33 protein-coding genes are annotated in these 25,926 nt (G+C 39.6%); all 33 read left to right on the top strand.

Annotated elements, in window-relative coordinates; translation table 11 throughout:
• Positions 1-8 precede the first annotated feature (8 nt).
• The 33 genes from trpD (at position 9) to KJS36_RS05400 (ending at position 25,906) form a co-directional block, all read left to right on the top strand.
• Positions 9-1,016, top strand: coding sequence for an anthranilate phosphoribosyltransferase (trpD, locus tag KJS36_RS10815; RefSeq protein WP_244842724.1), 1,008 nt, complete (start codon positions 9-11; stop codon positions 1,014-1,016).
• A gap of 1 nt (position 1,017) precedes the next feature.
• Positions 1,018-1,554, top strand: a complete 537-nt coding sequence (locus KJS36_RS05555; RefSeq protein WP_213535212.1) for a GNAT family N-acetyltransferase — start codon at positions 1,018-1,020, stop codon at positions 1,552-1,554.
• A complete protein-coding gene (locus tag KJS36_RS05550; RefSeq protein WP_213535208.1) occupies positions 1,551-2,048 on the top strand; it encodes a methylated-DNA--[protein]-cysteine S-methyltransferase in 498 nt (165 codons plus the stop codon). The genes KJS36_RS05555 and KJS36_RS05550 overlap by 4 nt, the downstream gene beginning before the upstream one ends.
• 24 nt (positions 2,049-2,072) lie before the next feature.
• Complete coding sequence (gene trpC / locus KJS36_RS05545; protein ID WP_213535207.1) at positions 2,073-2,864, top strand: indole-3-glycerol phosphate synthase TrpC; 792 nt, start codon at positions 2,073-2,075, stop codon at positions 2,862-2,864.
• Positions 2,865-2,947: 83 nt separating this feature from the next.
• Entirely contained in the window at positions 2,948-3,544 is a 597-nt protein-coding gene (locus KJS36_RS05540) for a phosphoribosylanthranilate isomerase (RefSeq protein WP_213535203.1), read from the top strand.
• Between the two features lie 5 nt (positions 3,545-3,549).
• Positions 3,550-3,828: an N-acetyltransferase gene (locus KJS36_RS05535; protein ID WP_213535197.1), complete on the top strand. Its 279-nt coding sequence runs from the start codon at positions 3,550-3,552 to the stop codon at positions 3,826-3,828.
• A 71-nt stretch (positions 3,829-3,899) separates the two neighbouring features.
• Complete coding sequence (locus KJS36_RS05530) at positions 3,900-4,688, top strand: SDR family NAD(P)-dependent oxidoreductase (RefSeq protein ID WP_213535193.1); 789 nt, start codon at positions 3,900-3,902, stop codon at positions 4,686-4,688.
• A 195-nt stretch (positions 4,689-4,883) separates the two neighbouring features.
• Positions 4,884-5,822 carry a ferrochelatase gene (gene hemH / locus KJS36_RS05525; protein ID WP_213535192.1) on the top strand — a complete coding sequence of 313 codons (939 nt, stop codon included), beginning with the start codon at positions 4,884-4,886 and terminating at the stop codon, positions 5,820-5,822.
• 47 nt (positions 5,823-5,869) lie between these two features.
• A complete protein-coding gene (gene trpB, locus KJS36_RS05520) occupies positions 5,870-7,123 on the top strand; it encodes a tryptophan synthase subunit beta (protein WP_213535188.1) in 1,254 nt (417 codons plus the stop codon).
• On the top strand, positions 7,123-7,320 hold the full coding sequence (locus tag KJS36_RS05515; protein WP_213535185.1) for a hypothetical protein: 198 nt from the start codon (positions 7,123-7,125) through the stop codon (positions 7,318-7,320). The genes trpB and KJS36_RS05515 overlap by 1 nt, the downstream gene beginning before the upstream one ends.
• Positions 7,317-7,583, top strand: a complete 267-nt coding sequence (locus KJS36_RS05510) for a hypothetical protein (protein WP_213535183.1) — start codon at positions 7,317-7,319, stop codon at positions 7,581-7,583. The genes KJS36_RS05515 and KJS36_RS05510 overlap by 4 nt, the downstream gene beginning before the upstream one ends.
• Positions 7,584-7,595: 12 nt before the next feature.
• A complete protein-coding gene (locus KJS36_RS05505) occupies positions 7,596-7,931 on the top strand; it encodes a hypothetical protein (protein WP_213535182.1) in 336 nt (111 codons plus the stop codon).
• Positions 7,932-7,948: 17 nt separating this feature from the next.
• Positions 7,949-8,446: a flavodoxin domain-containing protein gene (locus KJS36_RS05500; RefSeq protein ID WP_213535179.1), complete on the top strand. Its 498-nt coding sequence runs from the start codon at positions 7,949-7,951 to the stop codon at positions 8,444-8,446.
• Complete coding sequence (locus KJS36_RS05495; protein WP_213535178.1) at positions 8,443-9,201, top strand: SDR family NAD(P)-dependent oxidoreductase; 759 nt, start codon at positions 8,443-8,445, stop codon at positions 9,199-9,201. Before KJS36_RS05500 ends, KJS36_RS05495 begins: the two co-directional genes overlap by 4 nt.
• Positions 9,202-9,227: 26 nt before the next feature.
• Complete coding sequence (locus tag KJS36_RS05490; protein ID WP_213535175.1) at positions 9,228-9,797, top strand: TMEM175 family protein; 570 nt, start codon at positions 9,228-9,230, stop codon at positions 9,795-9,797.
• Positions 9,794-10,162 (top strand): DUF2255 family protein, encoded by a 369-nt coding sequence (locus tag KJS36_RS05485; RefSeq protein WP_213535172.1) that lies wholly within the window; start codon positions 9,794-9,796, stop codon positions 10,160-10,162. The genes KJS36_RS05490 and KJS36_RS05485 overlap by 4 nt, the downstream gene beginning before the upstream one ends.
• Positions 10,163-10,182: 20 nt before the next feature.
• On the top strand, positions 10,183-10,572 hold the full coding sequence (locus tag KJS36_RS05480) for a nuclear transport factor 2 family protein (RefSeq protein WP_213535166.1): 390 nt from the start codon (positions 10,183-10,185) through the stop codon (positions 10,570-10,572).
• 18 nt (positions 10,573-10,590) lie between these two features.
• Positions 10,591-11,139: a GNAT family N-acetyltransferase gene (locus KJS36_RS05475; protein WP_213535159.1), complete on the top strand. Its 549-nt coding sequence runs from the start codon at positions 10,591-10,593 to the stop codon at positions 11,137-11,139.
• On the top strand, positions 11,136-11,900 hold the full coding sequence (gene trpA, locus KJS36_RS05470) for a tryptophan synthase subunit alpha (protein WP_213535623.1): 765 nt from the start codon (positions 11,136-11,138) through the stop codon (positions 11,898-11,900). The genes KJS36_RS05475 and trpA overlap by 4 nt, the downstream gene beginning before the upstream one ends.
• A 391-nt stretch (positions 11,901-12,291) precedes the next feature.
• Entirely contained in the window at positions 12,292-12,537 is a 246-nt protein-coding gene (locus KJS36_RS05465; protein WP_213535156.1) for a hypothetical protein, read from the top strand.
• A gap of 130 nt (positions 12,538-12,667) precedes the next feature.
• The gene (proB, locus tag KJS36_RS05460; RefSeq protein WP_213535152.1) at positions 12,668-13,468 is read left to right on the top strand and encodes a glutamate 5-kinase; all 801 of its coding nucleotides are present in this window, start codon (positions 12,668-12,670) and stop codon (positions 13,466-13,468) included.
• Between the two features lie 42 nt (positions 13,469-13,510).
• On the top strand, positions 13,511-14,755 hold the full coding sequence (locus tag KJS36_RS05455) for a glutamate-5-semialdehyde dehydrogenase (protein ID WP_213535148.1): 1,245 nt from the start codon (positions 13,511-13,513) through the stop codon (positions 14,753-14,755).
• Between the two features lie 107 nt (positions 14,756-14,862).
• Positions 14,863-15,804, top strand: a complete 942-nt coding sequence (rsmH, locus tag KJS36_RS05450) for a 16S rRNA (cytosine(1402)-N(4))-methyltransferase RsmH (RefSeq protein ID WP_213535144.1) — start codon at positions 14,863-14,865, stop codon at positions 15,802-15,804.
• Between the two features lie 85 nt (positions 15,805-15,889).
• Entirely contained in the window at positions 15,890-16,270 is a 381-nt protein-coding gene (gene ftsL / locus KJS36_RS05445; RefSeq protein ID WP_213535127.1) for a cell division protein FtsL, read from the top strand.
• Positions 16,267-18,561, top strand: coding sequence for a penicillin-binding transpeptidase domain-containing protein (locus KJS36_RS05440; RefSeq protein ID WP_213535124.1), 2,295 nt, complete (start codon positions 16,267-16,269; stop codon positions 18,559-18,561). The genes ftsL and KJS36_RS05440 overlap by 4 nt, the downstream gene beginning before the upstream one ends.
• A gap of 79 nt (positions 18,562-18,640) precedes the next feature.
• Positions 18,641-19,630 carry a phospho-N-acetylmuramoyl-pentapeptide-transferase gene (gene mraY, locus KJS36_RS05435; RefSeq protein WP_213535120.1) on the top strand — a complete coding sequence of 330 codons (990 nt, stop codon included), beginning with the start codon at positions 18,641-18,643 and terminating at the stop codon, positions 19,628-19,630.
• A 176-nt stretch (positions 19,631-19,806) separates the two neighbouring features.
• Entirely contained in the window at positions 19,807-20,115 is a 309-nt protein-coding gene (locus KJS36_RS05430) for a hypothetical protein (RefSeq protein ID WP_213535116.1), read from the top strand.
• A gap of 248 nt (positions 20,116-20,363) precedes the next feature.
• Positions 20,364-21,857, top strand: coding sequence for an ABC transporter permease (locus KJS36_RS05425; protein WP_213535111.1), 1,494 nt, complete (start codon positions 20,364-20,366; stop codon positions 21,855-21,857).
• 114 nt (positions 21,858-21,971) lie between these two features.
• On the top strand, positions 21,972-22,634 hold the full coding sequence (locus tag KJS36_RS05420; RefSeq protein WP_213535106.1) for an ABC transporter ATP-binding protein: 663 nt from the start codon (positions 21,972-21,974) through the stop codon (positions 22,632-22,634).
• 460 nt (positions 22,635-23,094) lie between these two features.
• A complete protein-coding gene (locus KJS36_RS05415) occupies positions 23,095-23,451 on the top strand; it encodes an EF2685/EF0750 family sortase-dependent surface protein (protein WP_213535103.1) in 357 nt (118 codons plus the stop codon).
• A 35-nt stretch (positions 23,452-23,486) separates the two neighbouring features.
• Positions 23,487-24,335: a WxL domain-containing protein gene (locus KJS36_RS05410; protein WP_213535101.1), complete on the top strand. Its 849-nt coding sequence runs from the start codon at positions 23,487-23,489 to the stop codon at positions 24,333-24,335.
• 27 nt (positions 24,336-24,362) lie between these two features.
• Positions 24,363-25,118, top strand: a complete 756-nt coding sequence (locus tag KJS36_RS05405) for a WxL domain-containing protein (RefSeq protein ID WP_213535094.1) — start codon at positions 24,363-24,365, stop codon at positions 25,116-25,118.
• Between the two features lie 50 nt (positions 25,119-25,168).
• Positions 25,169-25,906, top strand: coding sequence for a WxL domain-containing protein (locus tag KJS36_RS05400; protein ID WP_213535090.1), 738 nt, complete (start codon positions 25,169-25,171; stop codon positions 25,904-25,906).
• Positions 25,907-25,926: the final 20 nt, after the last annotated feature.

Raw genomic sequence — 25,926 nt, 5'->3', positions numbered from 1 at the left:
AGATAAAAATGAAAAATGAACTCGAAAAAGTCATGCAAAACCGTGATATGACTGTCAATGAAATGAATATGCTCGCAAACAGCATTATCCAAGGCGAACTTACCGAAGTACAAATCGCCGCTTTCCTCGTTGCTCTCAAAATGAAAGGCGAATCAAGCTCAGAACTCACAGGACTTGCGAAAGCTTTACAGCGCGCAGCTGTTACTATCCCAACACAATTTACAGATGCGATGGATAATTGTGGAACGGGAGGAGATAGGAGTTTTAGTTTTAATATCTCAACAACAGCCGCTTTTGTTCTTGCTGGTGGTGGTGTTCACATGGCAAAACATGGTAATCGTTCAATTACTAGTAAATCAGGTTCTGCCGATGTTCTTGAAGCACTCGGTATCAACCTTTATCTCCCAGCAGAAAAACTCGCAGAAGTCTTTGATAAGACAGGTATCGTCTTTCTTTTCGCGCAAAATTTGCATCCTGCAATGAAATACTTCACACCTGTTCGTCGTCAACTTGAAATTCCTACAATTATGAACTTGACAGGGCCGTTAATCAATCCAGTGCCACTTGAAACACAACTTTTGGGTACAAGTCGTCCAGATTTATTGCAAACAACTGCTGAAGTTCTCAAAGGTTTGGGACGTAAACGGGCGCTTGTCATCACAGGGCAAAATAATGTCGATGAAGCGACACTTTTTGGTGTCAATCACTACGCACTTCTTGAAAATGGCGAAATCACTTTGCACGAATTTACTGCTGCGGATTTGGGAATGGAAGAAGTGACTTTGAATGACATTCGTGGTGGCGAAGCACCTGAAAATGCCGAAATCCTTGAAAATGTCCTCAAAAATATTGCCAGTCCTTATCTTGAAACAACGGTGTTGAATGCTGGACTTGGCTTTTATGCGAACGGTAAAACGGCAAGCATTCGAGAAGGTATCAGCCTTGCCCGCGAAATCATTGCAACTGGCGCAGCGCTTGCGAAACTTCGTGAATTACAGTCAGCGCAGGTTGAATAATATGGAAGAACTAGAAATACGACGATTAAAAACGAGTGATAACGCTGCTTTTCAATGTTATGCTAAAGAATGGACGACAGATACTAGCCCTTTTCATATTGATGAAACAGATTATTATAAAGAGATTACGGTAGATAATTTTGAAAATTGGTTGGATAAACTTGAAAGAGAAGAAACAAAGGTTGAAAATCCTGATTGGTCCACAGCGATAAAGTATTTTGCAGTGATGAATGGCAAAGTAGCTGGTGTGATTAGTTGTCGTTGGCAGATTGAAAAAGGAATTTTGCTAGAATGGGGCGGCCATATCGGCTATGGTGTCGCACCGAGTTTTCGGGGGCAAGGACTGGCAGCGAAAATGCTTGCTTTTGCTCTTGAGAAGTATCGCAAACGGGGCATTTTGTGCGTGATGGTTTCTGCAGATGAGGGAAATATTGCCAGTCGTAAAACGATTGAGAAAAATGGCGGTGTGCTGGAAAATATAGTGGATATAGATGATGACAGAGTATGTCGTTATTGGATAGATTTGGAGAAGCGATGAACTACAAAACACGCTACGCTTCGCCTGTGGGGCGCTATCTTTTGACCTCAGACGGGGAGAATTTAACGGGTTGTTATCTTGAAAATCAGAAATATTTTCCGGAAATGGCGGAATTTGAAGAGAAAGATTTGCCGATTTTTGAGCAAACGAAAAACTGGCTAGATGCTTATTTTGCTGGAGAAAAGCCTAAGATTTCAGAGCTTATGCTTGCGCCTGTAGGTTCTGACTTTCGGCAGAACGTTTGGCGGATTTTATGCGAGATTCCTGTTGGACAAACGACAACTTACGGTGAAATCGCGAGAAAATTGGGGATTAAGTCAGGACAAGCGATTGGTGGTGCGGTCGGCCACAATCCGATTTCTGTGATTATTCCCTGCCATCGGGTGCTGGGCGCTGATGGAAGTTTGACGGGATATGCAGGTGGTTTATCGGCAAAACGGTATTTATTGGCGCTGGAAGGCATTGATTTGCCTGAGCAATTAAACTTATTTTGAAAAATATATGGAGTATTATAATAAATGAACATCAAACCAGGGAAATTTTTAGAGACGATAATGGCTGAAAAAGCACGTGAAGTGGCTGAGATGGCGGATTTTGGTGATTTTGGTAAAGTTCGCGAGACTTACAAGTTGTATGATTTTTTGTACGAAAATACTGCTGAGTTGCAGGTGATTGCTGAGTGCAAAAAAGCGTCGCCAAGTTTGGGTGACATTAACACGGAAGTTGATTTGACAGCGCAGGCGAAAAGCTATGAGCAGGCTGGCGCTGCGATGATTTCGGTGCTGACCGACCCTGTATTTTTCAAAGGCGAGATTGATTATTTGCGTGAAATTTCGCAAGCGGTCACTATTCCGACCTTGAACAAGGATTTTATCATTGATGAAAAGCAGATCAGGCGCGCGGTTTGGGCTGGTGCGACTGTGATTTTACTGATTGTTGCTTGTTTTGAAGGTAATGAAAATCGCTTGAAAGAGCTTTATGATTATGCGGAAAATCTTGGGTTGGAGATTTTGGTGGAAACACACAATCAGGCGGAGCTTGACATTGCGCACGGACTTGGGGCGCGGATAATCGGTGTGAACAATCGGAATCTCAAGACTTTTGAGGTGGATATTCAGCATTCACTGGACTTGGCGCAGAGTTTCAAGCCTGAAAATGTCTATATTTCCGAGTCAGGCATGTTTGGCAAGCAGGAAGCAGAAGTGCTGGCGCCTTATTTCAACGGGATTTTGGTTGGCACCGCGCTGATGCAGTCGGAAAATGTCGAAGATGCGCTGAGTCAGCTGAAAGTGACCCGCCATGCAAAATAATTTGATTCTACTTGCGACCTTGATTTTGGTGGGAGGTGTAACGATATCAAATTTGACGTAAATGAAAATGAAAGAAGAACGCGATGAAAATTAAAATTTGTGGGAACATGGAAAAAGCGTCGGTGGACGCGGCTGTCAAAGCAGGTGCCACGCACGTTGGATTTATCATGAGTGCTAGTTTTCGGCGTTCTGTCAGTTTTGACGAAGTGGTCAAAATGACTGCGGATGTGCCAAAAGCTGTCAAAAAAGTCGGTGTCTTTGTCAATGCGCCGATTGATTTTGTTAAGCATGCTGTGAGTGTAGCGGGGCTTGACATGGTGCAGCTACACGGTGATGAGGATATGGATTATATCCATCAGCTGGGAAATATTCCTGTGATTAAGGCTTTGTCAGACTTTAGTAAAATTTCGGACTTTGAAAATGTTAGCCTGCTTCTTGATGCACCCGTTGGTGGTTCTGGGAAATTAGCAGATTTCAGTTCCGTCAAATTTGGCGAAATCAATTTGCCTTATTTTATTGCAGGTGGTTTGACACCTGACAATATTGCCGAAGCTGTCAAAAAATATCCGAATGCTTATGGTTTTGACGTGAGTTCAGGCGTGGAGACGGACGGTAAAAAAGATGTGGTAAAAATTCGAGATTTTATAAAAAATGCGCACGAAGCCAAAAATGAGAAATGATGAGAATGAAATTAGAAATTTACACAGCAGATCTTGACAAAGCTGTCAAAAATTATCAGCTGGCAGATACGACACATACAGGCAATGCAGCAAGCGCGCTGACAGGACTTTTTGATTTTATTTCGCGCACAATCAGTCCAGAAATTACAACCGTCGTCCTTGCAGTCAATGCGGAAAATATCAATGCACAAAAAGCCTATCAGAAAGCAGGTTTTCAGGCATTACCACGAACTTTTGATGGAAAAATAGGCAAATTATTGCTGATGGAAAAGAAAATCAACTAAAAAACGAACAGATTTTTTTGACAGTTCTGTCAAAAAAGCTAGATAAGATTTTACAAAGATTTGGAGACAAAATGGACTTACAACTTAAAGGGAAAACAGCGCTAGTCACTGGCTCTACAAAAGGAATTGGACGTGCGATTGCTGAAAGTTTGGCGCATGAGGGAGCAACTGTCATTATCAATGGACGTAACCAGACAGAAGTCCACAAAATTGCGACAGAACTTGCCGAAAAATATGCTGTCAAAACCGCGGAAGCGCCATTTGACCTCGTTGACGATGCGCAGCGTGCGCAACTTTTTGACAGTTTTCCTGACATCGACATTCTCGTCAACAACATGGCAATTTTCGCGGATGCACGTTTTGATGAGCTTACACTTGATGATTGGCGACAGTATTTTGAAGTCAATTCTCTCGCAGGAATTGCTCTGTCAAAATTTTATTTACCAAAACTTCTCAAGAAAAATGACAATGGCAGAATTATTTTCATTGCCAGCGAAGCAGCCATCATGCCGTCACCAGAAATGCCACATTATTCGATGACGAAAACAATGAACCTGAGCCTCGCCAAATCGCTCTCACATGAGACAACAGGGACGACAGTGACCGTCAACACAGTCATGCCAGGTTCCACATTAACAGAAGGTGTCGAAAAACTCCTCGAAAGTTTATTTCCAGATTTGACAGCGTCCGCGCGCGAAGCAAAATTTATGGCTGAAAATCGCAGTACATCAACCATTCAGCGACTTATCAGACCAGAAGAAATTGGAAATTTTGTCAGCTTTGTCGCAAGCCCGCTCGCCGCAGCATTTTCCGGCGCAGCCCTCCGAATGGATGGTGGACTTGTTCCTACAATTTTTTGACATGGGATAGCCGTTGTGAGCTTGCTCACGTGCCATTTTACCTTGTGACTTTAGTCACTTAGAGCAAATGGACAGCCTAGCAAAGCAGAGATAGGCTAGTTTGCTCATCAAAAACTGTCAAAACCTTGAAAATGAGTAAAAAAATTTTTTGACAGAATTGTCAAAAAAATTATCAGCCCCAGAAAGACATTTCACATGAAAAAAGGACTTATACTTGCAGCACTTGGCACACCAACCTCAACCGCAATTTCAGATGTGCGTGATTATCTTGCAGAATTTCTCGGCGATCCGCTTGTCATTCAGTATCCGCGTTGGTTTTGGTTGCCCATCTTACACGGTATGATTTTAAAAAGTCGTCCAGCAAAGTCTGCTGAACTTTACAAAAAAATCTGGACATCAGCTGGCTCGCCACTTTTTGTCTATACGAAAATGCAAACAGAGCAGTTACAACAACTTTTGCCAGAGCTTGATGTGCGATTTGCTATGACCTACGGAAAACCACAGATTGCGGACGTTATCAGAGATTTACAGCAGTCAGGTGCAGATGACATCAGCGTTTTGCCACTTTACCCTCAATATTCGCAAACGACAGTCGAGCCGATTGTTCAGCAAGTCAAGCAGGTAGATAATCAGGTGAAAATTCTTCCAGCATTCTATGATAATCCGCAGTATATTGCACTTCTTGCGGAAAGTATTGCTGAGAAATGGCAGAGCGGCAACTACGATAAAGTCATTTTCAGTTATCACGGCATTCCAAAAAGTTATGTTACCAAGGGGAAAGACCCTTACGAAGTTCAGTGTCAAACGATTACACAGCTTACAGTAGCAACATTGGGGCTGACAGAAAATCAATACGAACACGATTATCAATCGAAATTTGGACCAAGCAAATGGTTAGAACCAGCAACCATTCAACGAATGGCAAAGCTGCCGCGCGAAAACGTTAAAAAAATCCTTATCATCTCGCCCTCCTTTGTCGCCGATTGTTTAGAGACACTGTACGAGCTTGATATTGAAAACAAAGCCACTTTTATGGAAAATGGTGGAGAAATCTTTGACTTCGTCCATCCGTTTAACGCCTCAAGTAAATTTACAGAATTTTTGAGACAGTTTACAATGGAAAATTCCCATTGATTAGTGCATAATAAAGTAAAGCAATTATTGAATAAAAAGGAGAACACATGACATACAACAAACCAGATGAAAAAGGATTCTACGGTGATTTCGGCGGACAATTCGTCCCAGAAACCCTGATGACAGCAGTCAAAGAACTTGAAGTTGCCTACGAAGAAAGTAAAAGAGACCCAGAATTTCAAAAAGAGCTTGATTATCTGCTCAAGGACTACGTTGGCAGAGAAAATCCGCTCTATTTTGCGAAGCGCTTGACTGACTACGCAGGCGGCGCAAAGATTTATCTGAAACGTGAAGACCTCAACCACACAGGCGCGCACAAAATCAATAATGCGCTAGGGCAAGTGTTGCTTGCTAAAAAAATGGGCAAAAATAAAGTCATCGCAGAAACAGGTGCAGGACAGCACGGAGTTGCAACAGCAACAGCAGCGGCACTTTACGGCATGGAATGTACGATTTACATGGGCGAAGAAGACGTGAAACGTCAAGCACTTAACGTCTTTCGTATGGAATTGCTCGGCGCGAAAGTTCACAGTGTGACAGACGGTTCACGTGTATTGAAAGATGCGGTCAATGCAGCACTGCGTGCTTGGGTGGCAAATGTCGAAGACACACATTACGTTATGGGCAGCGTTCTTGGCCCGCACCCTTATCCTGAGATTGTCCGCGATTATCAGTCCGTTATCGGCAAGGAAGCGCGGGCGCAATTTCTTGAAAAAGAAGGAAAATTGCCTGATGCAATCGTGGCCTGTGTTGGTGGTGGATCAAACTCGATGGGACTTTTCTATCCTTTTGTCAATGACGAAGCCGTTGAGATGTACGGAGTAGAAGCTGCTGGACTGGGCGTCGATACACCGTATAATGCAGCCACAATTACCAGCGGTCGTCCCGGCATTCTTCATGGACAGCTCATGGATGTTTTGCAAGATGAAAATGGACAAATTTTAGAAGCTTTCAGTATTTCTGCAGGACTTGATTATCCTGGAATTGGTCCTGAGCACAGTTATTTCAATGCAATCGGACGTGCAAAATATGTCGATATTACCGACGATGAAGCCGTTGATGCTTTTGTCCTTTTAAGTAAGCTTGAAGGTATTATCCCAGCCCTTGAAAGCTCGCACGCGATTAGCTATGCTGTCAAACTCGCAAAAGAACTTGGCAAGGACAAGAGCATGATTGTCTGCCTATCAGGTCGTGGCGACAAAGATGTTAATCAAATTAAGGAACGTCTGGAAACAGGCGAGACAAGCTTAGAGCATTATTTGAAAAATCAAGACAGGATTGATGACTTGAAAGGTAAATAATGAAAAAATCACAAAATAAAATGTCTCCCTTGGCAGAGTTGATGATTGGAGTATGCTTCTTACTTGCTTTTTTGCTCAGTTTTGTAGGGACAGGTCATGTGCGTATTGGGACGACGGGGCTTTTTGGGATTGCTAGTATTGTTTTTATTGGAGCTTCGTGCGTTCATTTTTACCAGAAAAAGAGAAATTCAAAATGAAGAAAAAGCATATGTTTCGTCCTCGTGAGGACGGTTGGGGCTTGACACCGCAAACGCGTGATGGTGTGCTTGCAGTGTTGGTTTATTTGCTGGTTGCTATTGTGCCGATTGTGATAACAACGGGACTTGCATCATCATGGTTCAGAGTTCACAGCTCAACATTGACCTTACCGATTATTGTATCCATGTGTTGGTTATTATTTTGTGTGCTTGCAGCGATTGGTTTTGTCAGCTGGTATTTGAAAAAATATTATTCCGAGTGATTGGAGAAGAAAATGCAAAAATATTTTGTTTACGATGTGAATATGATGAGTTTAAATTCAATCCTGCCTTTTACTGAAGATGATGTGGCAGACGAAGTTCAAAAAGCGCATGCTGAATTTGGAGATACAGTGATTTATCTACAATCCAAGGAACTCTTTAAAACTTTAAAAGTGGGAAAGAAAAAGGAACGTGGTGCAGAAGCAGAGATTATTCTATCGCCTGTCTTGCAACAATACATAGAAACTTTTCGCCTAGAATTTCCAAAAGCTATCGTTTGGGTTTATGATGAAGGAATAACTAAAGCAGGACCGAAAGGACCGATGTCCGTCTGGGGAAATCAGAGCTAAAAAGCGGAGAAAGAACAATGAAAATTTTAATTGTATATGCTTGCGGGCGAGATGGCGCACGCACTACGGAAAAAGCAGCTCATCAGTTGGCAAGTAATTTCGAGCAAGTTACCTTAGTAGATATTGCAAATGAAACAGTTAATCCGAGCGAATTTGACATTGTCGTTGTTGGAAGTCCTGTGTATGACCATCGTTTTGAAAAGCCTGTAAAAGCTTTTCTTGCAAAATATGAAGCCGATTTGCTCACAAAATCTTTTGCCTTTTTCATTTCTTTAGTAGAATATGAAACTTTAACAAAAGTTGTGACACGAGAAATCCCTGTGTCTTTGCGAAATCATGCTTTTACATTTGAAAATGTCGGTGGGGAAATCGTGCTGGATAATCTTGGGTGGTATGATAAGATTTTGGCACGTTCCATGATGAAAAATGAAGGTAAAAAGCATGAGATTGAACTGATGAGAGAAAGTTTTGAAGAATTAACGAAAAAAATAAAAGATGAAATGGAGAGAATATGAAAAATACAGCATTGATTACTGGTGCGACAAGTGGTATCGGACAAGCGACAGCACGGATTTTTGCGAAAAATGGGATTGATTTGGTAATTACGGGGCGCAGAACAGAGCGCTTAGAGGCACTGCAGGCAGAATTATCTCAGAAAGTCAAAGTCACGACGTTGAACTTTGATGTGCGTGACCGACAAGCCGTTTTTGCTGCGATTGACAGCTTGAGCGATGAATGGAAAGTAAAAATCAATATTCTTGTGAATAATGCAGGCAATGCACACGGTCTGGCGAAGTTTCAAGATGCAGATTTGGATGATTTCGATGCGATGATTGATGGCAATGTGAAAGGCTTGCTTTATGTCTCAAAGGCAGTTTTGCCTTTGCTCCTTAAAAATGGTCATGCACACATTGTCAATCTCGGCTCTGTTGCAGGAAAGCAGGTTTATCCTGCCGGAAATGTTTATAATGCTAGCAAGTTTGCGGTGGATGCAATTAGCCAAGCGATGCGGATTGATCTCGTTGATGAGGGTGTGAAAGTAACTGAGATTGAGCCGGGACTTGTCAATACTGAGTTTTCATTGGTACGTTTTAAAGGAGATGAAAAAACGGCAGATGGCACTTATGATGGCTTAGAACCGTTGACAGCAGAGGACATTGCCAACACGATTTATTACGCTATCAGTCAACCTGAACATGTGCAAATTGCCGAGCTTCTTGTCTTTCCAAAAGCTCAAGCAAGTGCGCGTGATACTCATCGTGAAGAGTAAGAAAGCTGACAATAGGGAACTTTAGCATGAATAAAGAACGATTCCTTGCTTTTACAGATGCGATTATTGCTATCATCGCAACAATCATGGTGCTGGATTTACCACGACCAACGAATGAGAGTGCTGCAGCGCTAAGTACTCTGGGGATACCAATCTTTGCTTATTTTTTGAGCTTTCTTATGATTTGGAATGTTTGGTATAATCATCATGCCCTTTTCAAAGAAGTCAAAATTATCAACGCACGGATTTACTGGCTGACAGGATTGTGGATTCTAGTGATGTCACTTTTTCCTTTAATAACAGGCTATGTCGGGCGTTATCCGAATGCACGGATTCCTGAATTGCTTTATCTTATTGTGCTGACGGTCTGGGCGATTACTTTTAATCTGACGGAAATAGAGCTCATTCGTGAAAATCCACATATTGTAAACACGATGCGCCCTTATGGCGGAAGTTATCGGATTGTCACTTTCGCTATGCTTGTCTCAGGTTACATTGTTATCTGGTTTTGGCCAGCATATATTCTTGTCACCGTCTTGTTTCTGAGCGTGATGGCGATTTTCATGCAATTAAGACACCGAGGGCAGCAAAAATGATTGATTTTACATCTTTTACAAACGAAAAAGATATTTATATTTGTCCTGACCCGCAAGGTCACAGGCCTGTTTGGATTGGCTTTGTGTTGCTGAATAATCAATTTTATATTGAAGCAGAAACTGGAAAACGCTCTAGCTGGTATCAATCAGCGATTGTCTCAGGTACAGGGCAACTTCACTTGGCGGATAAGATTTATCAGGTAGGATTTACAGCAGTGACAGATGAGAGATTGCTGGCAGAGATTCAGATGGCTTACTATGAAAAATATGGTCCTGAAGCCCGCGTGATGGAGGCACATGGCAGTGAAGCCTGTTTACGTGTCAAATTTCTAAAGGAAATTGGTTTGAGAAAGAGAAATGAATAAAGAATAAAAAGGAAACAAAAATGGATAAAGAAGAAATCAAATCTCTCATCAACCGTTGGGCTTTCTATGCGGATGCGAGAAAAGCAGAAGCACAAGTCGCACTCTTTGCTGATATTTTTGAAAATAGCACGATAATGCCAGATGGGAGCAAGCAAACTTTTACAGATAAAGCAGAGTTATGTGCTGGGATCAAGTCCGCACTTGGTGCTTTTCAGAAGACTTTTCACATGAATGGACAAACTGAAATTACTGAAAATCATGCGACGAGTTATTGTATCGCACATCATTTTCGTGCGGATGGGACGGTGCTTGTGATGTATATTCGTTATGAGGACGATTTTGTATTGGAAAATAATGAAGTTAAATTTTCACAACGTGTATTGCATATTGAACAGGTGGAGGAACGGTAACTTGAAAGGAAGTAAACGATGGATAGAAATCTAGTATTGGCGGAGCATGAGAATTTTGAGACCGAACGTTTGAGATTGCGACGGTTGACAATGGCTGATGCGGCAGCATTCTTTGACTTGGCGAGTAATGACGAGGTGGCACGCTTTGTGCCCTGGGAAGTGCATAAAGATTTGGAGGAGACCAAAGCGGTTTTGGCGAATGTCTTTTTGCCGAATAGCCTGATGCACTGGGGAGTTGTTGAAAAAGCTTCAGGACGGTTGATTGGTGAGATTTGCTTAATTTTCAAGAAAGAAAAAATGGCGGAATTTGGCTGGGAAATGAATCACGACTACTGGGGGCAAGGAATGATGCCTGAAGCAGCGCGTGTTTTACGGGATTTTTGCTTTGATGAGTTGGAATGCGAAATTGTGACTGCGCGCCATATGACGGAAAATCAGAAGTCAGGACGTGTAATGGAAAAAATCGGGATGCACAAGATTGGGCAGAGTTACGATTATTTTGAAAAATTTGGAAAAGTTGTCCTACTGGATAACTGGGCGATAACAAGAGAGGAAGTTAAAAAATAATGAAAACATTAGAAAAACAGTTACGTGGAATTGAGAAGATTTTCATTCCTTATATTATGGCAGGAGATCACGAGCGCGGGCTTGATGGCTTACAGGAGACAATTTCTTTGCTTGAGACGGCTGGTGCTTCGGCGATTGAAATTGGTGTGCCATTTAGCGACCCAGTGGCGGACGGACCTGTGATTGAGCAGGCAGGACTTCGTAGTCTGGCGAAAAATGTCAGTTTGACAGCAATTATTGAGACCTTGAAAACTGTCAAAACGGAGATTCCCTTGGTTATGATGGGTTATATGAACCCAATTTATCAATATGGCACGGAAAAATTTTTGACAGAACTGTCAAAAACGCCTGTCAAAGGGCTGATTGTGCCTGATGTGCCAAAAGAAGCGCAAAATTTTTTGACAGACTTTTTGACGGCTGAAATGGACATTTGTCTGGTGCAGTTGGTGAGTTTGACGACGGGAGTTGAGCGTCAGAAATTGCTTGTTGATGGCGCAGAGGGCTTTATTTACGCGGTTGCGGTCAATGGAGTAACAGGTGCTGGTGCGACCTATTCGGACGAGCTTGATGAACATATTTCGACCTTGTCAAATTTGACGGACTTGCCTGTTTGTGTTGGCTTTGGCGTGAGTACACTTGATGATGTCGCGCGTTTTAATAAAGTTTCAAGTGGTGTGATTGTTGGTTCAAAAATTGTGCGTGACTTGCATGAAGGAAAAATTGAAGAAGTCACCACATTTATTCAAGAAGCAACAAAGTGAATGCTGATGAAATAAAAGGACTAAAAAAATTAGTCTTTTTATTTTACAAATATAAAAATGTGAAAATGCAAAGTAAAAAAATGAATTAGAAATTTATGAAACATAACACGAAAAACAGAGAAGTTTTACATTAGTTTTGTTTTTATATTGTTGTTTAATTATACAAAATTAACTTTTTTGTTAAGTAAAATGAAGGAAAAGAATAAAATTTTATATTAGATAAAAAAGGAAGGGACAAGAAAAGCTAGATAGAGCGGATATTGGCACTTTGTTACATAAAATAAAGCGCAAACATTTTGCTCGAAAAACAATCTATAAAAATAGTATATTTTTGATAAAAAAGAACTAATAATGTAAAATATCTCTAAGTTAAAATGTTTAAGGAGAAAATATGGGGAGTACAACGAATGAAAGCAGGTTTCAAGATGAACTTTTTCGGATTTATAAAAATGCACGAGTTAATTTTGAACAGCAACAAAAGTTACTAAAAGAAGAAAAAGGGACAAATTTAGAGCAATTAGAGTTAGATTATCAATTTGCGAAAAGTAAATACGAAAACGCCAAAAAGGAAATGCAACTTTTCTGGAAAATTCGTAGGCAAAATATTAAAGATGACGTGTTAGAAACAGGAAACTAATTTATTTTACTAAATAAACTATAATAAAATTGGAGATAGAAAATAAAAGGTCTCCTTTTTTTATATTTTCCGCTAAAAAAGTCATTTTAATTATACAAGCAGCGCGATTTTTTGCTATAATAGTCCTACTATGACAAGAAAAAATATTTTGAATGCCAAGCGGATTGTGATTAAAATAGGGACAAGTTCGTTGATTTTGCCAAATGGAAAGATAAATTTATCAAATATTGATGACCTTGCTTTTGTGCTGTCCGATATGAATAATAAAGGCTTTGAGGTAATTTTAGTCACTTCTGGTGCTGTTGGTGTTGGAATGAATGTTCTCGGTATGGAAAAACGACCGATGGAAATCGCTCAGCAGCAAGCACTAGCAAGCATTGGTCAGGTTGAGCTGATGAGTTTATATACGCAGATGTTTCATCGATATTCACAAAAAGTGTCGCAGCTCCTGCTGACGCGTGATGTGACAGATTTTCCTCTTAGTCGTGAAAATGCTGAGAACGCGCTTGAGGCATTACTTAGCTTGAATATCATTCCGATTATCAATGAAAATGACGTGGTGGCGATTGATGAAATGGATCATCAGACGAAATTTGGAGATAATGATAAGCTGGGGGCGATTGTAGCAAAATTGGTGAATGCTGATTTGCTGATTATGCTGTCTGATATTGATGGACTTTTTGATAAAAATCCAACACTTTTTGACAATGCAAAAATTTTTACAGAAATTAACAGTATTACAGATGAGTTGCGTGCAGCAGCTGGAGGAGCTGGAAGTCGTTTTGGTACAGGTGGAATGGCATCAAAATTAGCAGCAGCACAGATTTTATTTGATAATCAGCAGGAAATGGTGCTGACAAATGGAACGCGCATTCGAGAAATCTCAGATATTCTTGCTGGAAAAGAGATTGGAACTTATTTTCATCAATAAAATATTTTTGACAAAACTGTCAAAAAATTTGAAAGGCAAACTATGATTGAAGAACTTGGACAAAAAGTAAAAAATGCTAGTCGCGAACTTGCAAAAGTTTCGACATTAGAAAAAAATGAATTTTTACGTCAGTTGGCAAATAGTTTATTAGAAAATACTGAAAGAATTCTCATTGAAAATCAAAAAGACCTTGACAAAGCAGTTGAACATAATATTTCAGAAGTAATGGTTGACCGTTTGAAATTAACATCAGACCGTATCTCAGCTATGTCTGAAGGACTTCGTCAAGTTGCAGAATTAGCAGACCCTATCGGGCAAGTTTTGCAAGGATTTACTAATCTTGATGGTTTAAAAATTGTACAAAAACGTGTGCCTTTGGGAACGATTGGCATGATTTTTGAGAGCCGTCCAAATGTGACAGTTGATGCATTTTCACTGTGTTTCAAAACAGGAAATTCTGTTCTCTTGCGCGGTGGTTCTGATGCTATCTATTCCAACAGTATTTTAGTGAAAATTATTAAAGAAGAATTAAAAAAGGCTAATTTGACAGAGGCATCAGTGGAACTTTTGACAGACACAAGTCATGCAGAAGCTGAAAAAATGATGCAAGCAACAGATTATCTGGACGTTCTCATTCCCCGTGGGAGCGCGCGACTTATCAATACTGTCAAAGAAAAAGCCAAAGTTCCAGTGATTGAGACAGGAGTGGGAAATTGTACGATTTTTGTTGATGAAACGGCTGATATAGATATGGCAGTAGCGATTGTTATCAATGCGAAAACACAGCGTCCAAGCGTTTGTAATGCCGCTGAAAGTCTCGTTGTTCACTCAAAAATTGCTGCCGAATTTCTTCCAAAATTGGAAAAAGAAATCAATAAAGTTCATTCTGTTGAGTTCAGAGCAGATGAAAAAAGTTTGACAGTTCTGTCAAAAGCAATTCCAGCAACTGAGGAAGATTTTGCCACAGAATATTTGGATTATATTTTATCTGTCAAAACTGTTGATACACTTGATGAAGCTATCACACATATCAATCGTTATTCAAGCAGACATTCCGAGAGTATCGTCACAAAAGATTACTTTAATGCACAGAAATTCCAAGATGAAATTGATGCAGCAGCGGTTTACGTCAATGCGTCAACTAGGTTTACAGATGGATTTGTGTTCGGACTGGGTGCAGAAATCGGAATTTCTACTCAAAAGCTTCACGCACGCGGTCCAATGGGATTGGAAGCACTTACGAGTACAAAGTATCTTATCGAGGGTACAGGACAAATTCGCAAATAAGTTTACAAATAGGGTGACAATTTTAGTGAAAAGACTTCCAAAATCGTCAAAAAGTGATATAATAGAAATAAGTTTACAAGGAGGAATGGCAAAATTGCCAAAACATTATGGAATTCAAGCACAACACAGTTCTTTTGCATGAAACCGTAGATATGCTTGAAGTGAAACCTGACGGGATTTATGTTGACGCCACGCTTGGTGGTGCAGGTCATAGTGCTTATCTTTTAAGTAAACTCACTACAGGTCATCTTTACGCTTTTGATCAAGATGATACTGCACATGAAAATGCAAAAAATCGTCTTAAAGAGGAATTGGCAGCAGACAAAGTAACTCTCATCAAAGATAATTTTCGCCATCTAAAAACAGCATTAGCTGAGTATGGTATCACGAAAATTGATGGTATTTTGTATGATTTAGGCGTTTCTAGCCCTCAATTTGATGACAGCCAACGTGGTTTTTCTTATAAAAAAGAAGCGCGTCTTGATATGCGTATGGATCGGACGCAAAGTCTTTCTGCTTATGAAGTAGTCAATGATTATCCCTATGAAAGTCTCGTTCGGATATTCTTTCGCTATGGTGAAGATAAGTTTTCTAAGCAAATTGCTAGAAAGATTGAGCAAGCACGAAAAGTTGTACCGATTGAAACGACAATAGAACTCGCAGAGCTTATAAAATCTGCCCTACCACAAAAAGAGCTCAAGAAAAAAGGGCATCCAGCCAAACAAATTTTTCAAGCCATTCGCATTGAGGTCAATGACGAACTTGGTGCAGCAGAAGAATCCATTGAACAGGCGATAGATTTACTCAATGTCGGCGGCCGAATTTCTGTGATTACCTTTCATTCACTTGAAGACCGCTTGACAAAGTCAATTTTCAAGGAATATAGCACAGTTAATGTTCCCAAAGGGTTGCCAATGCTTCCCAAAGAAATGGAAGCCAAGCTTCAACTTGTCAATAGAAAGCCAGTTTTAGCAACAGAAGAAGAATTGGCTGATAATAATCGTGCACACAGTGCAAAATTACGTGTGGCACAAAAACAACGTGACTAATATCTTTATAAGTAAGATATCTTACTTGCAGATAAATAAAACAGCATAAAGAAATAAAACAAAGTATCAAAGATAGGAGGAAATCATGGCAGCACAGCCGAAAGAGTATTTTGATATAAAAACAGCGGCAAAAAAGGATAGTTATCTGATTGATACAAATTCCCTTGCTCCAGAAGTCCTAGCAAGTAAATTCAAGAAATTTAGTGGTGTTGAGAAAGTTTTCTATCTCTCAATGGTCTTTGCCGCTTTAGTTGTCGCAATTGGTTTACTTTATATTCAAACAAAAACGTATGAAATTGAAGGAAATACTGTCGATTTGAACACAAAAATTTCCCAACAACAAGAAAAAAGTTCAGAATACAATCAACAAATTCAAGATTTAACAGGTGCAAACCGCATCAATAGTGCCGCAACAAAAGCAGGCATGACCCAAAATTACTCTAATGTATTGAAAGCGACGAAATGATGAGATTTTTTAGAAAGCTATTTAGCCTTCCCTTCCGAAAAGTAGTCAAAAATGCACGAAAATATAAATTAAGGCCAGAAAAAAATCGTAAACACGTAGGTAAGAGCCTCTTTTTCCTAGCTATTGCTGTGTTTACGATTTTTATATTTCGTTTTGTTTGGTTGATTACGACCAATCAAGTAGCAGGTTACAATCTCCGAGAAATGGCAAAAAGTAACTATCAAAGTACAGTAACTGTCTATGCAAAACGTGGAACGATTTATGACCGTAATGGTGTAGCAATCGCAGTAGATTCAAGTACATACACTATTTATGTTGTTCTTGATAAAACGCAAGTGGATGCTAATGGGAATAAATTGTATGCCAGTCCTGAAGAATTTGACCGTTTGACAACATTTTTAAACAGCAAACTTGGGATTGATAAAGATTTAATTTCTACACAACTTCATTCTAAAGAAAAGCAAGTTGAGTTTGGTGTCAAAGGAAATGGTATCAAGCTCCAGCAAATGCAAACTCTGCAAAAAGAAGCAGATGATGAAAGACTTGTTGGCATAGGATTTTTACCACAACTTTCACGTTCTTATCCAAATGGAAATTTTGCTTCACAATTTATCGGTATTGCTAGTTTAGTCAATGATGGAAAAAATCAAGTATTACAAGGTACAAATGGTGGAATAGAACAATCTTTTAATTCTATTTTGGGTGGTTCAAATGGTGAGGAGACCTATCAAAAAGATAATCTCGGTCGTCCAATGCCAGGAACGACAAAAATCATAAGACCTGTAAAAAATGGGGATAATATCTATACAACCCTTGATGCTCAGCTCCAAACGACTTTAGAAAAGTTAATGGACCAGGCAGTCATCCAATCTGGAGGCGAACAACTTTCAGCAACACTTGTTGATGCGCATACAGGTGAAATTTTGGCGACAAGTCAACGTCCAACATACACACCATCAACGGTAAATACCACAGCGCCACAGCAAAAAAACTTTACATGGAACAGTTTGCTCTTTCAATCTGCCTATGAACCAGGCTCAGTTATGAAAACGTTCTTGATGTCTGGCGCATTGACGAGTAATAAAGTAGATTTGAATGCGACTTACCAACGTAAACTTGATGTTTATGATACAACTATCAACGACTGGGATGTAACAGAAAATCATGCTTATACATTACCGGAAGTAGTTAATTTTGCTCAAGGATTTATGATGTCCTCAAATATTGGAATGAGTAAAGTTGAGATGCAAATGGGAAATAGTCTTTGGGACAGTTACTTGAAACGCTTTAAGTTTGGTGTTCCTGCACGTATCGGTATGATTGGTGAGCAATTTGGCAATCTTCCTGCTGCAAATGCTGTTTCTCAGATTCAGTCTGCCTTTGGACAAGGTATTGCGGTCACTCAGTTGCAGTTGCTTCGTGGCTGGACAGCCGTTGCGGGAAATGGCACAATGCTTGAACCGCATATTATCAGTAAATTAGTGAATACAAATAATGATACTATTTTACAATCAAAACCTGAAGTGGTTGGGAAACCTGTTTCTGCAAGTGCAACAGCACAAGTAAGAAATCTGATGTTAGGTGTTAATACAGACCCAGAATTTGGAACTTCTTATTCTATTCAAGGAGACCCTGATGAAAATCTTCCAGCAGGTCCATTATTTATGGTAAATGGACAAGCTGCAGCTGTGAAAACGGGGACTGCTCAAATCGCAGCTCCAACAGGCGGTTACATGACAGGTTCGCAAGATTATCTCTACTCAGCAGTTGTGATGTATCCAGCGAAAAATCCAGATTATATTTTCTATATGAATGTAAAAATTCCTTCAGAACCTTGGACTTTGAAATATATTGCTCGTGTAGCAAATCCAATATTGACACAAGCAGAAGCGCTCAAGAGTCAAATCAATGCTACAACAGCAACAACGGATAAAACAGGGAAAGTAACTCTGGATAATTATGTTGGTAAAGCGCCAGGTGATGCTTCAGATAGTTTACGTCGTACGGTACTTGAACCTGTTGTCATCGGACAAGGGGCAAAAGTAACAGCGCAGTCTATCAAAGCCGGCACAAAAATTGGTGCAAATACACGTGTTCTCTTGCTAACAGCTGGTCAAGAAGTCATGCCAGATATGTATGATTGGACAAAAAATGAAGTCAATACATTGGCAAAATGGTATGGTTTGAAAGTGACTTATGAAGGTTCAGGAAATCATGTGACAAATCAAAGTATCACAGCAAGTGATGGTATCAAAAAAGGACAATCAGTCACTGTCACTTTGGGTAGTTGATATTATTTTGAAATAGAAAATGGGCAAAGTCTTTCAAAAATGTATATTTTTTGAAAGCTTTAAAAAATAGGAGAAAAAGATGTTATTTGATGGGATAATAGTAGCGGTAATTTCAATGATTGTGACAATGATTGGAATTCCTCGCTTCATTATGTTTTTCCATAAGAAAAAATTGGGTGGACAGCCTACTCTGGAAGAAGTAAAACAACACGCGAGTAAAGCTGGAACACCAACAATGGGGGGATTTGTTTTTGTTATTACTTCATTGATTGTAGCATTGCTTGCAGCGATTATTTTTGGAAAATTCACTTCGGGATTTATTACAGCTTGGTGGGTTTTTGCGATGTATGCAGCGATTGGTTTTGCAGATGACTTTTTAAAGGTTTTTCGTCAGATAAATGAAGGTTTGTCGGCGAAACAAAAAATGCTTGCACAGATTGTGATTGGGATTGTTTCATTTTTCATCTACAATCATGAATCAAATTCTAGTTTTTTGCATATTTTAGGTTGGCGCTTTGATATTGGTTGGTTTTTTACGATTTTCATTATCATTTGGTTGGTCGGTTGGTCAAATGCAGTTAATTTGACAGATGGTATTGATGGCCTGGCGTCAATTACGGTGGCAATTTCATTGCTTGCTTATGCAGTGATTGCTGTGGCTTCTCATCGTTATGATATTTTACTGATTATCCTTGCTGTGGTAGGAAGTTTATTAGGTTTCTTTGTGTTCAATCACAAGCCGGCGAAGATTTTTATGGGAGATGTTGGAAGTCTTGCTTTGGGAGGATTTTTGGCAATCATCTCAATTTTACTTCGTGCGGAATGGACATTGTTATTGATTGGTTTGATTTATGCGATTGAAACTTTGTCGGTTATGTTGCAAGTGACTTATTATAAGCAAACAGGTGGGAAACGTATTTTCCGTATGACACCTATTCATCATCACTTTGAGTTGGGTGGATTTTCTGGGAAAAGTGATGGTTGGTCAGAATGGAAAATTGACTTTGCTTTCTGGGGCTTCACGGCTGTTACTTCTGCGATTGCACTGATTATTTATTTTGTTGTGTGACAATAGAGAGTTTTGCTTTTTAGCAAGGCTTTTTTATTTTATTAAAAAATCTGTCATTTTAGCTTAACTTTAGGTTCTGCTAAGACTTTATTAAGTTGTAGTCATTATAATAAATTCAGTATTTAAGAAAGGAAATTAGAAAGATGTCGAGAGTTAAAAATTTTTTTAAAGGAAAAATGGTTATTATTCTTGTAGCGCTGTTGACTTTTGTTGTTGGCGGAGTTGGTGGATTTTTTGCTGGACAATCTCATGAGCAAGCCCAACAAAAAACGGAAATTGCGCAAAGAATGTCCAAGCGTTTTGGAAATGCTAGAAATTCCAATAGCTATGGAAATTATGGTGGGACAAATGGTTACGGTTCTTCAAATGGTGGACCAGATGCGAATGCTGGCGCTTCTACAAGTGACGGAAGTAGTTCGGGAGATTCGGGTTCGTCTGGAAATTCGAGTGCCAATTCATCAGACAATGCAAGTAATGGCCTGTAATCGAGCAAAATCAATTTTTGATAGGGGTACAAACTTACAACTTCATTATAAGTTCACCCTGTCCGAGAAGGCTGAGAATAAATTTTCTAGCCCCTTCGGCAGCTTTGTCAAAAAAATAAATGAGAAAAAATTTTTGACAGAACTGTCGAAGAGACTTAGTGGCTTTGCCACTTAGAATTATCGGTCTTACATCAAAGATGTGAGGTTGTATCCTGTCAAAAAAATTTGGATTAAAAAAGAGGTATATTATGGATTTTATAAGACGTGCATGGCTTTTTACAAAAGCAAAAATTTCACGAACAGTTTTACTTATCATTGCATTTTCAGCAATTTTGATTTTTGTACTTTCTGGTTTGATTATCAATAGTGCGGCAAATCGTTCTATTGAAAATGCGAAAAAAGCAGCTGGTGCAACGGTTTCCTTGGCAGTAAATATGCAGGAAGTTGTTAAGCAAGCGCAAAGCTCGGCATCAACATCAAGCTCGGATACATCGAGTTCCGAACGGCAACATTTTAATATTGACTTGCCAACAATTTCAGAGACGACTGCACAGAAAATCGCTGATTTGTCGGGCGTGAAATCATACAGTTTTTCTTATGCGGCTTCAGCAGATGCTGATTCTGGCATTACAAAAGTTTCCGACAGTAGTACAAGTTCAAGCATTTCAAGTAAAGGTGGCTTTGGTGGAGGAGGTGCAGCTGGTGGAATGTTTGGTGGCTCTCAAGAAGATTTCACAATCAATGGCACAAACAATCTGAGTGATAACACAGCTTTCACAGGTTCTTACAAGCTTAGTTCTGGTCGTGGCATCGAAAGTTCAGACCAAGGAACAAATAATGTTGTGATTGAAAAAACACTTGCGAGTCAAAACAATCTGACTGTCGGCTCAACATTTACCTTGAAAGACAGTAATAGCAAGACTTACACAATGAAAGTTGTTGGTATCTTCACGACAACAAGTGCTTCAACTGAAAATTCAATTTCTTATATGAACACGATGTACACAGCCCTTTCAGTCGCTAATGCAATGAAAGCAACGACAGGACAAGTTTCATCCGCCAGCTATAATATGTCAAATCCGGCTAACGCGACAGCTTTTGTCAAAAAAGCAAATGCGCTGGTCAATAGTGATAAATTTGAAGTGTCCAAAAATGACACAGCCTATCAAAATGTCAAAAGTTCACTTGATAATGTTGCAAGTTTTGCTCGCAATATTGTCTTGATTGTAGCGATTGCAGGTGCGATTATTTTGGCTCTTATTGTCATGCTGATGGTGCGCGAACGTCGTTTTGAAATCGGAGTTCTGATGAGTTTGGGCGAAACAAAAATTAAAATCATCGGTCAATTCTTTGTGGAACTGCTCATGGTAACGATTGTCAGTGTTGTGATTGCGACAGCAGCAGGAAATGTTGTTGGAAATGTCGTTGGACAACAGCTTTTAAAACAAGAAACTACAACAACGCAAACGACACAAACTTCTGGACGTCCATCTGGTATGGGGCAAGGTGCTCCAGCAGGAGGAGAACGAACAGGCGGAGGATTCGCTGGTGGTGCAGGTCGTGCATTCGGCTTCGGTCAATCTCAAGCCCAAGTGAAAGCACTCAATAAACTCAATGTCAAAACAGGTTGGAAAGAAATTGCTCTATTAGCAGGAATTGCAATTTTGATTACACTTGTAGCAGTTGGACTAGCAAGTATCGGTATTCTCTATCTCAATCCAAAACAAGTACTGACAAATTAAAATAATTTTTTGACAGAACTGTCAGTAAAATAATTTACTGATAAACTGTAAAAATCTTATTCAAAAGTTTTGACAGTTTTGTCAAAAAATATATCCCCATAAAAAGGAGAAAAAATGACTTTAAAAGTTGAAAATTTAACTTATTATTATACAAATCCTGAAGATTACCTTTTCAAAGATGTCAGCGAAAGTTTTGAAAATGGCACAATGTATGCTATTTTAGGGCAATCAGGTTCCGGAAAAACAACATTTCTCTCGCTCCTTGCAGGACTTGACACACCAAAAAACGGCAATATGTTCATTGATGATAAACAAGTGAAATGGAGCAATTTAACAAATTATCGTAAAAAAACAGTCAGCACAGTTTTTCAAGCTTATAATTTATTGACCTATATGTCAGCTTATGAAAATGTCAAAACGGCAATCAAAATATCCACTGTCAAATTTGACAACGAAAAAAAAGCGATTATAGATGCTTTGCAAGAAGTCGGATTAACAGAAGATTTGATTTACAAACCTGTCAGTAAACTCTCAGGAGGGCAGCAGCAGCGTGTTGCGATTGCACGAGCGCTGGTGTTAAATCACGAAGTAATCATCGCTGATGAACCCACAGGAAATCTTGATGAAGAAACAACCAATCAAATCGTTGAACTCTTTAAAGAAATTGCCCATAAAGACAATAAAATAGTCATCATTGTGACCCACGAAAGTGAAGTAGCACAAGCAAGTGACGTTGTTTACACTCTCAGACATCGCAAATTTGAACGCAGTGCCTAAATTTAATTTTTGACAGAACTGTCAAAAAAATAAAAGCCTCATTATTTTAATGAAGCTTTTTTTGTTATCTAAAATAAGTATTATTGCAATTATAAATAACAATATTTCAGATATAGTTAATATTTTAGTTAAACGTATTGACATTATTAAAATAATGTGTAATAATATATTTATAATAAAGGGCTTTTAATTACAAAACGAAACTTAAAATTTTATTAAATATGTAATATCTACAAATTCATATTTATTTAGAAATAATTTTAAAACAACTTTCTCATTTATTTGATAAAAAATGAAAAATATATCCTTTCAACTACCATTAAAAAAGAATTTTATTAGCTTTGTAGCTAAAAAAGAACACAAGCAGTTCAAGTTTTTAACTACAAAGGTGATAAAATCACCGTTTCAATATACATCTTTAACAAAGAAGCTGTATAGCATTATTGAGAAAGGAGACGCTATGTTAAAGAAAATCCTGTTTCTTGCCACAGTTGTTCTATTTGCTGTAGTTCCCCCTATCCGTGCGGACGCAGCGACAAGTGCAAACTACGGTACAAATGGTAGTGTTGGTTTTACTGGAAAATACGAAAGTCCTCCAACTACGAATAAACTTTCACCGAAGGACCAAGCTCAACTTCCAAAAGCTAATAGTACTAAAACAAGTACAAAAGCAACTACCCAAGAAAGCCCAGCCATTCCAAGTGCTGGCGACTCAAATAACACGATTTATCTTATTCTATCTAGCGGATTAGTTGTCTTAGCTTTACTAGTCACAGCGAAGTTTGTGAAAGATAAAAAAATGTTAAAAACTATCTAATCATATTGATTAAAAATCACTAAGGAGAAACACAAATGAACAAACTCATTTTGAAATCTGCTACAGTTTTGACAGCAGCACTCATCATTGCCCCAACTTTGGCAACAACAGTAAGCGCAGATACAGCAGCTAGCTATAATTCAAGCGCTAACGTTACATTTGCTGCAGGAACTGCAAGCACAACACCAGTTGACCCAACAGACCCATCAACACCAGCAACACCTACAAACCCTGATGGAACAGACCCAGAACCAGGTACTGCAGGTCCATTATCTATTGACTTTGCATCAAGCCTCAGCTTTGGTACACAAGTCATCTCAGCATCAGACCAAACTTATTATGCTCATGCTCAAACATTGACAGACAGCACAACAGGTCCAAACTATGTTCAAGTTACAGATACACGTGGTACACTTTCAGGTTGGTCATTATCTGTGAATACAGATGCACAACTCCATTTGGCTACAGTTGACCCTACATCAACACCAGAAACTAGTGATACAACACCAGGAGATTACTTGACAGGTGCAACAATTTCATTTAGTGGTGGTTATGTTGCTGGTACTGCAACAACTGGTACACCTACTGGAACAACAGGCACTTATACTGTTGGAGCAGATGCAACAACAATCATGAATGCAGCAGCTAATCAAGGTGCAGGAACATGGGTTTATGGTTTAGGTGCTGGTGTTAGCGGTACAACAAATGATGTACTTGGTGCAAATAATGCAGCTTATCAAGAAAATGGTGGCGCACCATTGGCAAATAGCGATGTTTCTACAGCTTCTCCAATTACATTGAGCGTCCCAGGAACAACAGCTAAAAAAGCTGCTGCTTACACAACAGACCTCATCTGGACACTTTCTGATACACCAGCTAACTAATAGAGGGTGATGATTAAGGAGAAAATAATGCGTAAACCATTGCTATTGAGCATGGCTTTCGTCTTGACAGCGTCCGTAGCTTTCCCAGTGATTGCTCATGCGGATACGACTTATGACTCCAACGGAACAATCGGTTTTGTTCCAGGAACAGGTGTCACTCCTCCGGTCAATCCAGAAAATCCAGATCCCAACTCACCTGTCAGTCCCATCAATCCTGATGGAACGACACCACAACCTGGAACACCAGGGCCACTTTCTATTGATTTTGCCTCAAGTTTTGACTTTGGAACACATCCAATTTCCAATAAAGACCAAACTTATAATGCGAAAGCACAAAGTTACTCAGGCACAACAGTAGAAACACCTAATTATGTTCAAGTCACAGATAATCGTGGCACAAACGCAGGTTGGATACTTAAAGTTGAAGAAAACGGACAATTCACAGAGACGACTAAAGGTGTGAATCCAGAATTAAAAGGGGCAATGATCTCATTGAAAAATCCCTTACCTAATTCTAACGGGGATGCGACAGCTCCTAATGCACAAGCTGCCTTCAATATAACACCAGGGCAAGAAACAGTCATAGCGACTGCAGCAGAAGGAACGGGAGCAGGCACTTGGACAATCCACTGGGGAACAACCTCAGATTTGACACAAGGAAGTGATAATGAAGGGACAGTCAGTCCTGACGTTCAACTCTTTGTACCGGGCAGCACTGTCAAAGACGCAGCTACTTATACAACAACACTTAATTGGATTTTAGCCCAATTACCAACAAATTAAAAAATAGAAATAAGAATGTGTCCACAGGACACAATTAAGGAGAATTACTCATGACTAAAGCAGCAATCAAATTGGTTTCATTTGCAACACTCGGCTTACTTGCAGCTTCTACAACTGCAACAATCGCTAACGCAGACGGTGCAACATACAATTCAACAGGTACAATTACTTATCAAGCATCTACAGCAGTTACTCCACCAGTTGACCCATCTGACCCAACAACACCAGTAACACCTACAAACCCAGATGGCAGTGATTTGACTCCAGACCAAGCTGGTACAGCAGGACCTTTATCTATTGACTTTGCATCAAGCTTCGACTTTGGTACACAAGATATCACTTCTTCAAATATGACTTACTATGCTGCTGCACAAAAACTTAGCGATGGCTCAACACGTGATAACTATGTCCAAGTGACAGATAACCGCGGAACACTTACAGGTTGGTCACTTTCAGTTGAACAAGGCGACTTTGAAACTTCAGCTGGAGATGTCTTGAAAGGTGCACAAATCACACTTGGAGATGGCGCTATCGCTTCAGCTTCAGAAACACCAGCAGACGTATCAGCAGCTACAACAACATTGACACCAGGAACAGCTTCAGGCACAATCCTTGGCGCAACAGATGGTAATGGCGCAGGTACTAACCTTCTTAACTTTGGGGATGCAGACGGTACAACTAACTCAGATACAGCTGTTTCTCTCTTTGTTCCAGGTTCATCAACAAAATTGGCACAAACATACACTGCAGACTTGACTTGGACACTTTCTGATACACCTGCTCAATAATAATTGAAAGTGGTGAAAAA

Source organism: Lactococcus nasutitermitis, from assembly GCF_018403765.1.
Taxonomy (GTDB): domain Bacteria; phylum Bacillota; class Bacilli; order Lactobacillales; family Streptococcaceae; genus Lactococcus; species Lactococcus nasutitermitis.
This window is presented reverse-complemented; position numbering and strand designations above follow the sequence as displayed.

What these genes read in the sequence shown, in the direction of transcription:
- ftsL (WP_213535127.1), top strand. Translation starts at nt 15,890, where the DNA reads ATGGCAGCACAGCCGAAAGAGTATTTTGATATAAAAACAGCGGCAAAA.
- KJS36_RS05530 (WP_213535193.1), top strand. Translation starts at nt 3,900, where the DNA reads ATGGACTTACAACTTAAAGGGAAAACAGCGCTAGTCACTGGCTCTACA.
- KJS36_RS05500 (WP_213535179.1), top strand. Translation starts at nt 7,949, where the DNA reads ATGAAAATTTTAATTGTATATGCTTGCGGGCGAGATGGCGCACGCACT.
- trpC (WP_213535207.1), top strand. Translation starts at nt 2,073, where the DNA reads ATGAACATCAAACCAGGGAAATTTTTAGAGACGATAATGGCTGAAAAA.
- KJS36_RS05480 (WP_213535166.1), top strand. Translation starts at nt 10,183, where the DNA reads ATGGATAAAGAAGAAATCAAATCTCTCATCAACCGTTGGGCTTTCTAT.
- KJS36_RS05405 (WP_213535094.1), top strand. Translation starts at nt 24,363, where the DNA reads ATGCGTAAACCATTGCTATTGAGCATGGCTTTCGTCTTGACAGCGTCC.
- KJS36_RS05495 (WP_213535178.1), top strand. Translation starts at nt 8,443, where the DNA reads ATGAAAAATACAGCATTGATTACTGGTGCGACAAGTGGTATCGGACAA.
- KJS36_RS05535 (WP_213535197.1), top strand. Translation starts at nt 3,550, where the DNA reads ATGAAATTAGAAATTTACACAGCAGATCTTGACAAAGCTGTCAAAAAT.
- KJS36_RS05475 (WP_213535159.1), top strand. Translation starts at nt 10,591, where the DNA reads ATGGATAGAAATCTAGTATTGGCGGAGCATGAGAATTTTGAGACCGAA.
- KJS36_RS05415 (WP_213535103.1), top strand. Translation starts at nt 23,095, where the DNA reads ATGTTAAAGAAAATCCTGTTTCTTGCCACAGTTGTTCTATTTGCTGTA.
- KJS36_RS05515 (WP_213535185.1), top strand. Translation starts at nt 7,123, where the DNA reads ATGAAAAAATCACAAAATAAAATGTCTCCCTTGGCAGAGTTGATGATT.
- KJS36_RS05505 (WP_213535182.1), top strand. Translation starts at nt 7,596, where the DNA reads ATGCAAAAATATTTTGTTTACGATGTGAATATGATGAGTTTAAATTCA.
- KJS36_RS05550 (WP_213535208.1), top strand. Translation starts at nt 1,551, where the DNA reads ATGAACTACAAAACACGCTACGCTTCGCCTGTGGGGCGCTATCTTTTG.
- KJS36_RS05465 (WP_213535156.1), top strand. Translation starts at nt 12,292, where the DNA reads ATGGGGAGTACAACGAATGAAAGCAGGTTTCAAGATGAACTTTTTCGG.
- trpD (WP_244842724.1), top strand. Translation starts at nt 9, where the DNA reads ATGAAAAATGAACTCGAAAAAGTCATGCAAAACCGTGATATGACTGTC.
- KJS36_RS05555 (WP_213535212.1), top strand. Translation starts at nt 1,018, where the DNA reads ATGGAAGAACTAGAAATACGACGATTAAAAACGAGTGATAACGCTGCT.
- KJS36_RS05490 (WP_213535175.1), top strand. Translation starts at nt 9,228, where the DNA reads ATGAATAAAGAACGATTCCTTGCTTTTACAGATGCGATTATTGCTATC.
- rsmH (WP_213535144.1), top strand. Translation starts at nt 14,863, where the DNA reads ATGGAATTCAAGCACAACACAGTTCTTTTGCATGAAACCGTAGATATG.
- mraY (WP_213535120.1), top strand. Translation starts at nt 18,641, where the DNA reads ATGTTATTTGATGGGATAATAGTAGCGGTAATTTCAATGATTGTGACA.
- proB (WP_213535152.1), top strand. Translation starts at nt 12,668, where the DNA reads ATGACAAGAAAAAATATTTTGAATGCCAAGCGGATTGTGATTAAAATA.
- trpB (WP_213535188.1), top strand. Translation starts at nt 5,870, where the DNA reads ATGACATACAACAAACCAGATGAAAAAGGATTCTACGGTGATTTCGGC.
- hemH (WP_213535192.1), top strand. Translation starts at nt 4,884, where the DNA reads ATGAAAAAAGGACTTATACTTGCAGCACTTGGCACACCAACCTCAACC.
- KJS36_RS05425 (WP_213535111.1), top strand. Translation starts at nt 20,364, where the DNA reads ATGGATTTTATAAGACGTGCATGGCTTTTTACAAAAGCAAAAATTTCA.
- KJS36_RS05410 (WP_213535101.1), top strand. Translation starts at nt 23,487, where the DNA reads ATGAACAAACTCATTTTGAAATCTGCTACAGTTTTGACAGCAGCACTC.
- KJS36_RS05485 (WP_213535172.1), top strand. Translation starts at nt 9,794, where the DNA reads ATGATTGATTTTACATCTTTTACAAACGAAAAAGATATTTATATTTGT.
- KJS36_RS05540 (WP_213535203.1), top strand. Translation starts at nt 2,948, where the DNA reads ATGAAAATTAAAATTTGTGGGAACATGGAAAAAGCGTCGGTGGACGCG.
- KJS36_RS05400 (WP_213535090.1), top strand. Translation starts at nt 25,169, where the DNA reads ATGACTAAAGCAGCAATCAAATTGGTTTCATTTGCAACACTCGGCTTA.
- KJS36_RS05440 (WP_213535124.1), top strand. Translation starts at nt 16,267, where the DNA reads ATGATGAGATTTTTTAGAAAGCTATTTAGCCTTCCCTTCCGAAAAGTA.
- KJS36_RS05430 (WP_213535116.1), top strand. Translation starts at nt 19,807, where the DNA reads ATGGTTATTATTCTTGTAGCGCTGTTGACTTTTGTTGTTGGCGGAGTT.
- KJS36_RS05510 (WP_213535183.1), top strand. Translation starts at nt 7,317, where the DNA reads ATGAAGAAAAAGCATATGTTTCGTCCTCGTGAGGACGGTTGGGGCTTG.
- KJS36_RS05455 (WP_213535148.1), top strand. Translation starts at nt 13,511, where the DNA reads ATGATTGAAGAACTTGGACAAAAAGTAAAAAATGCTAGTCGCGAACTT.
- KJS36_RS05420 (WP_213535106.1), top strand. Translation starts at nt 21,972, where the DNA reads ATGACTTTAAAAGTTGAAAATTTAACTTATTATTATACAAATCCTGAA.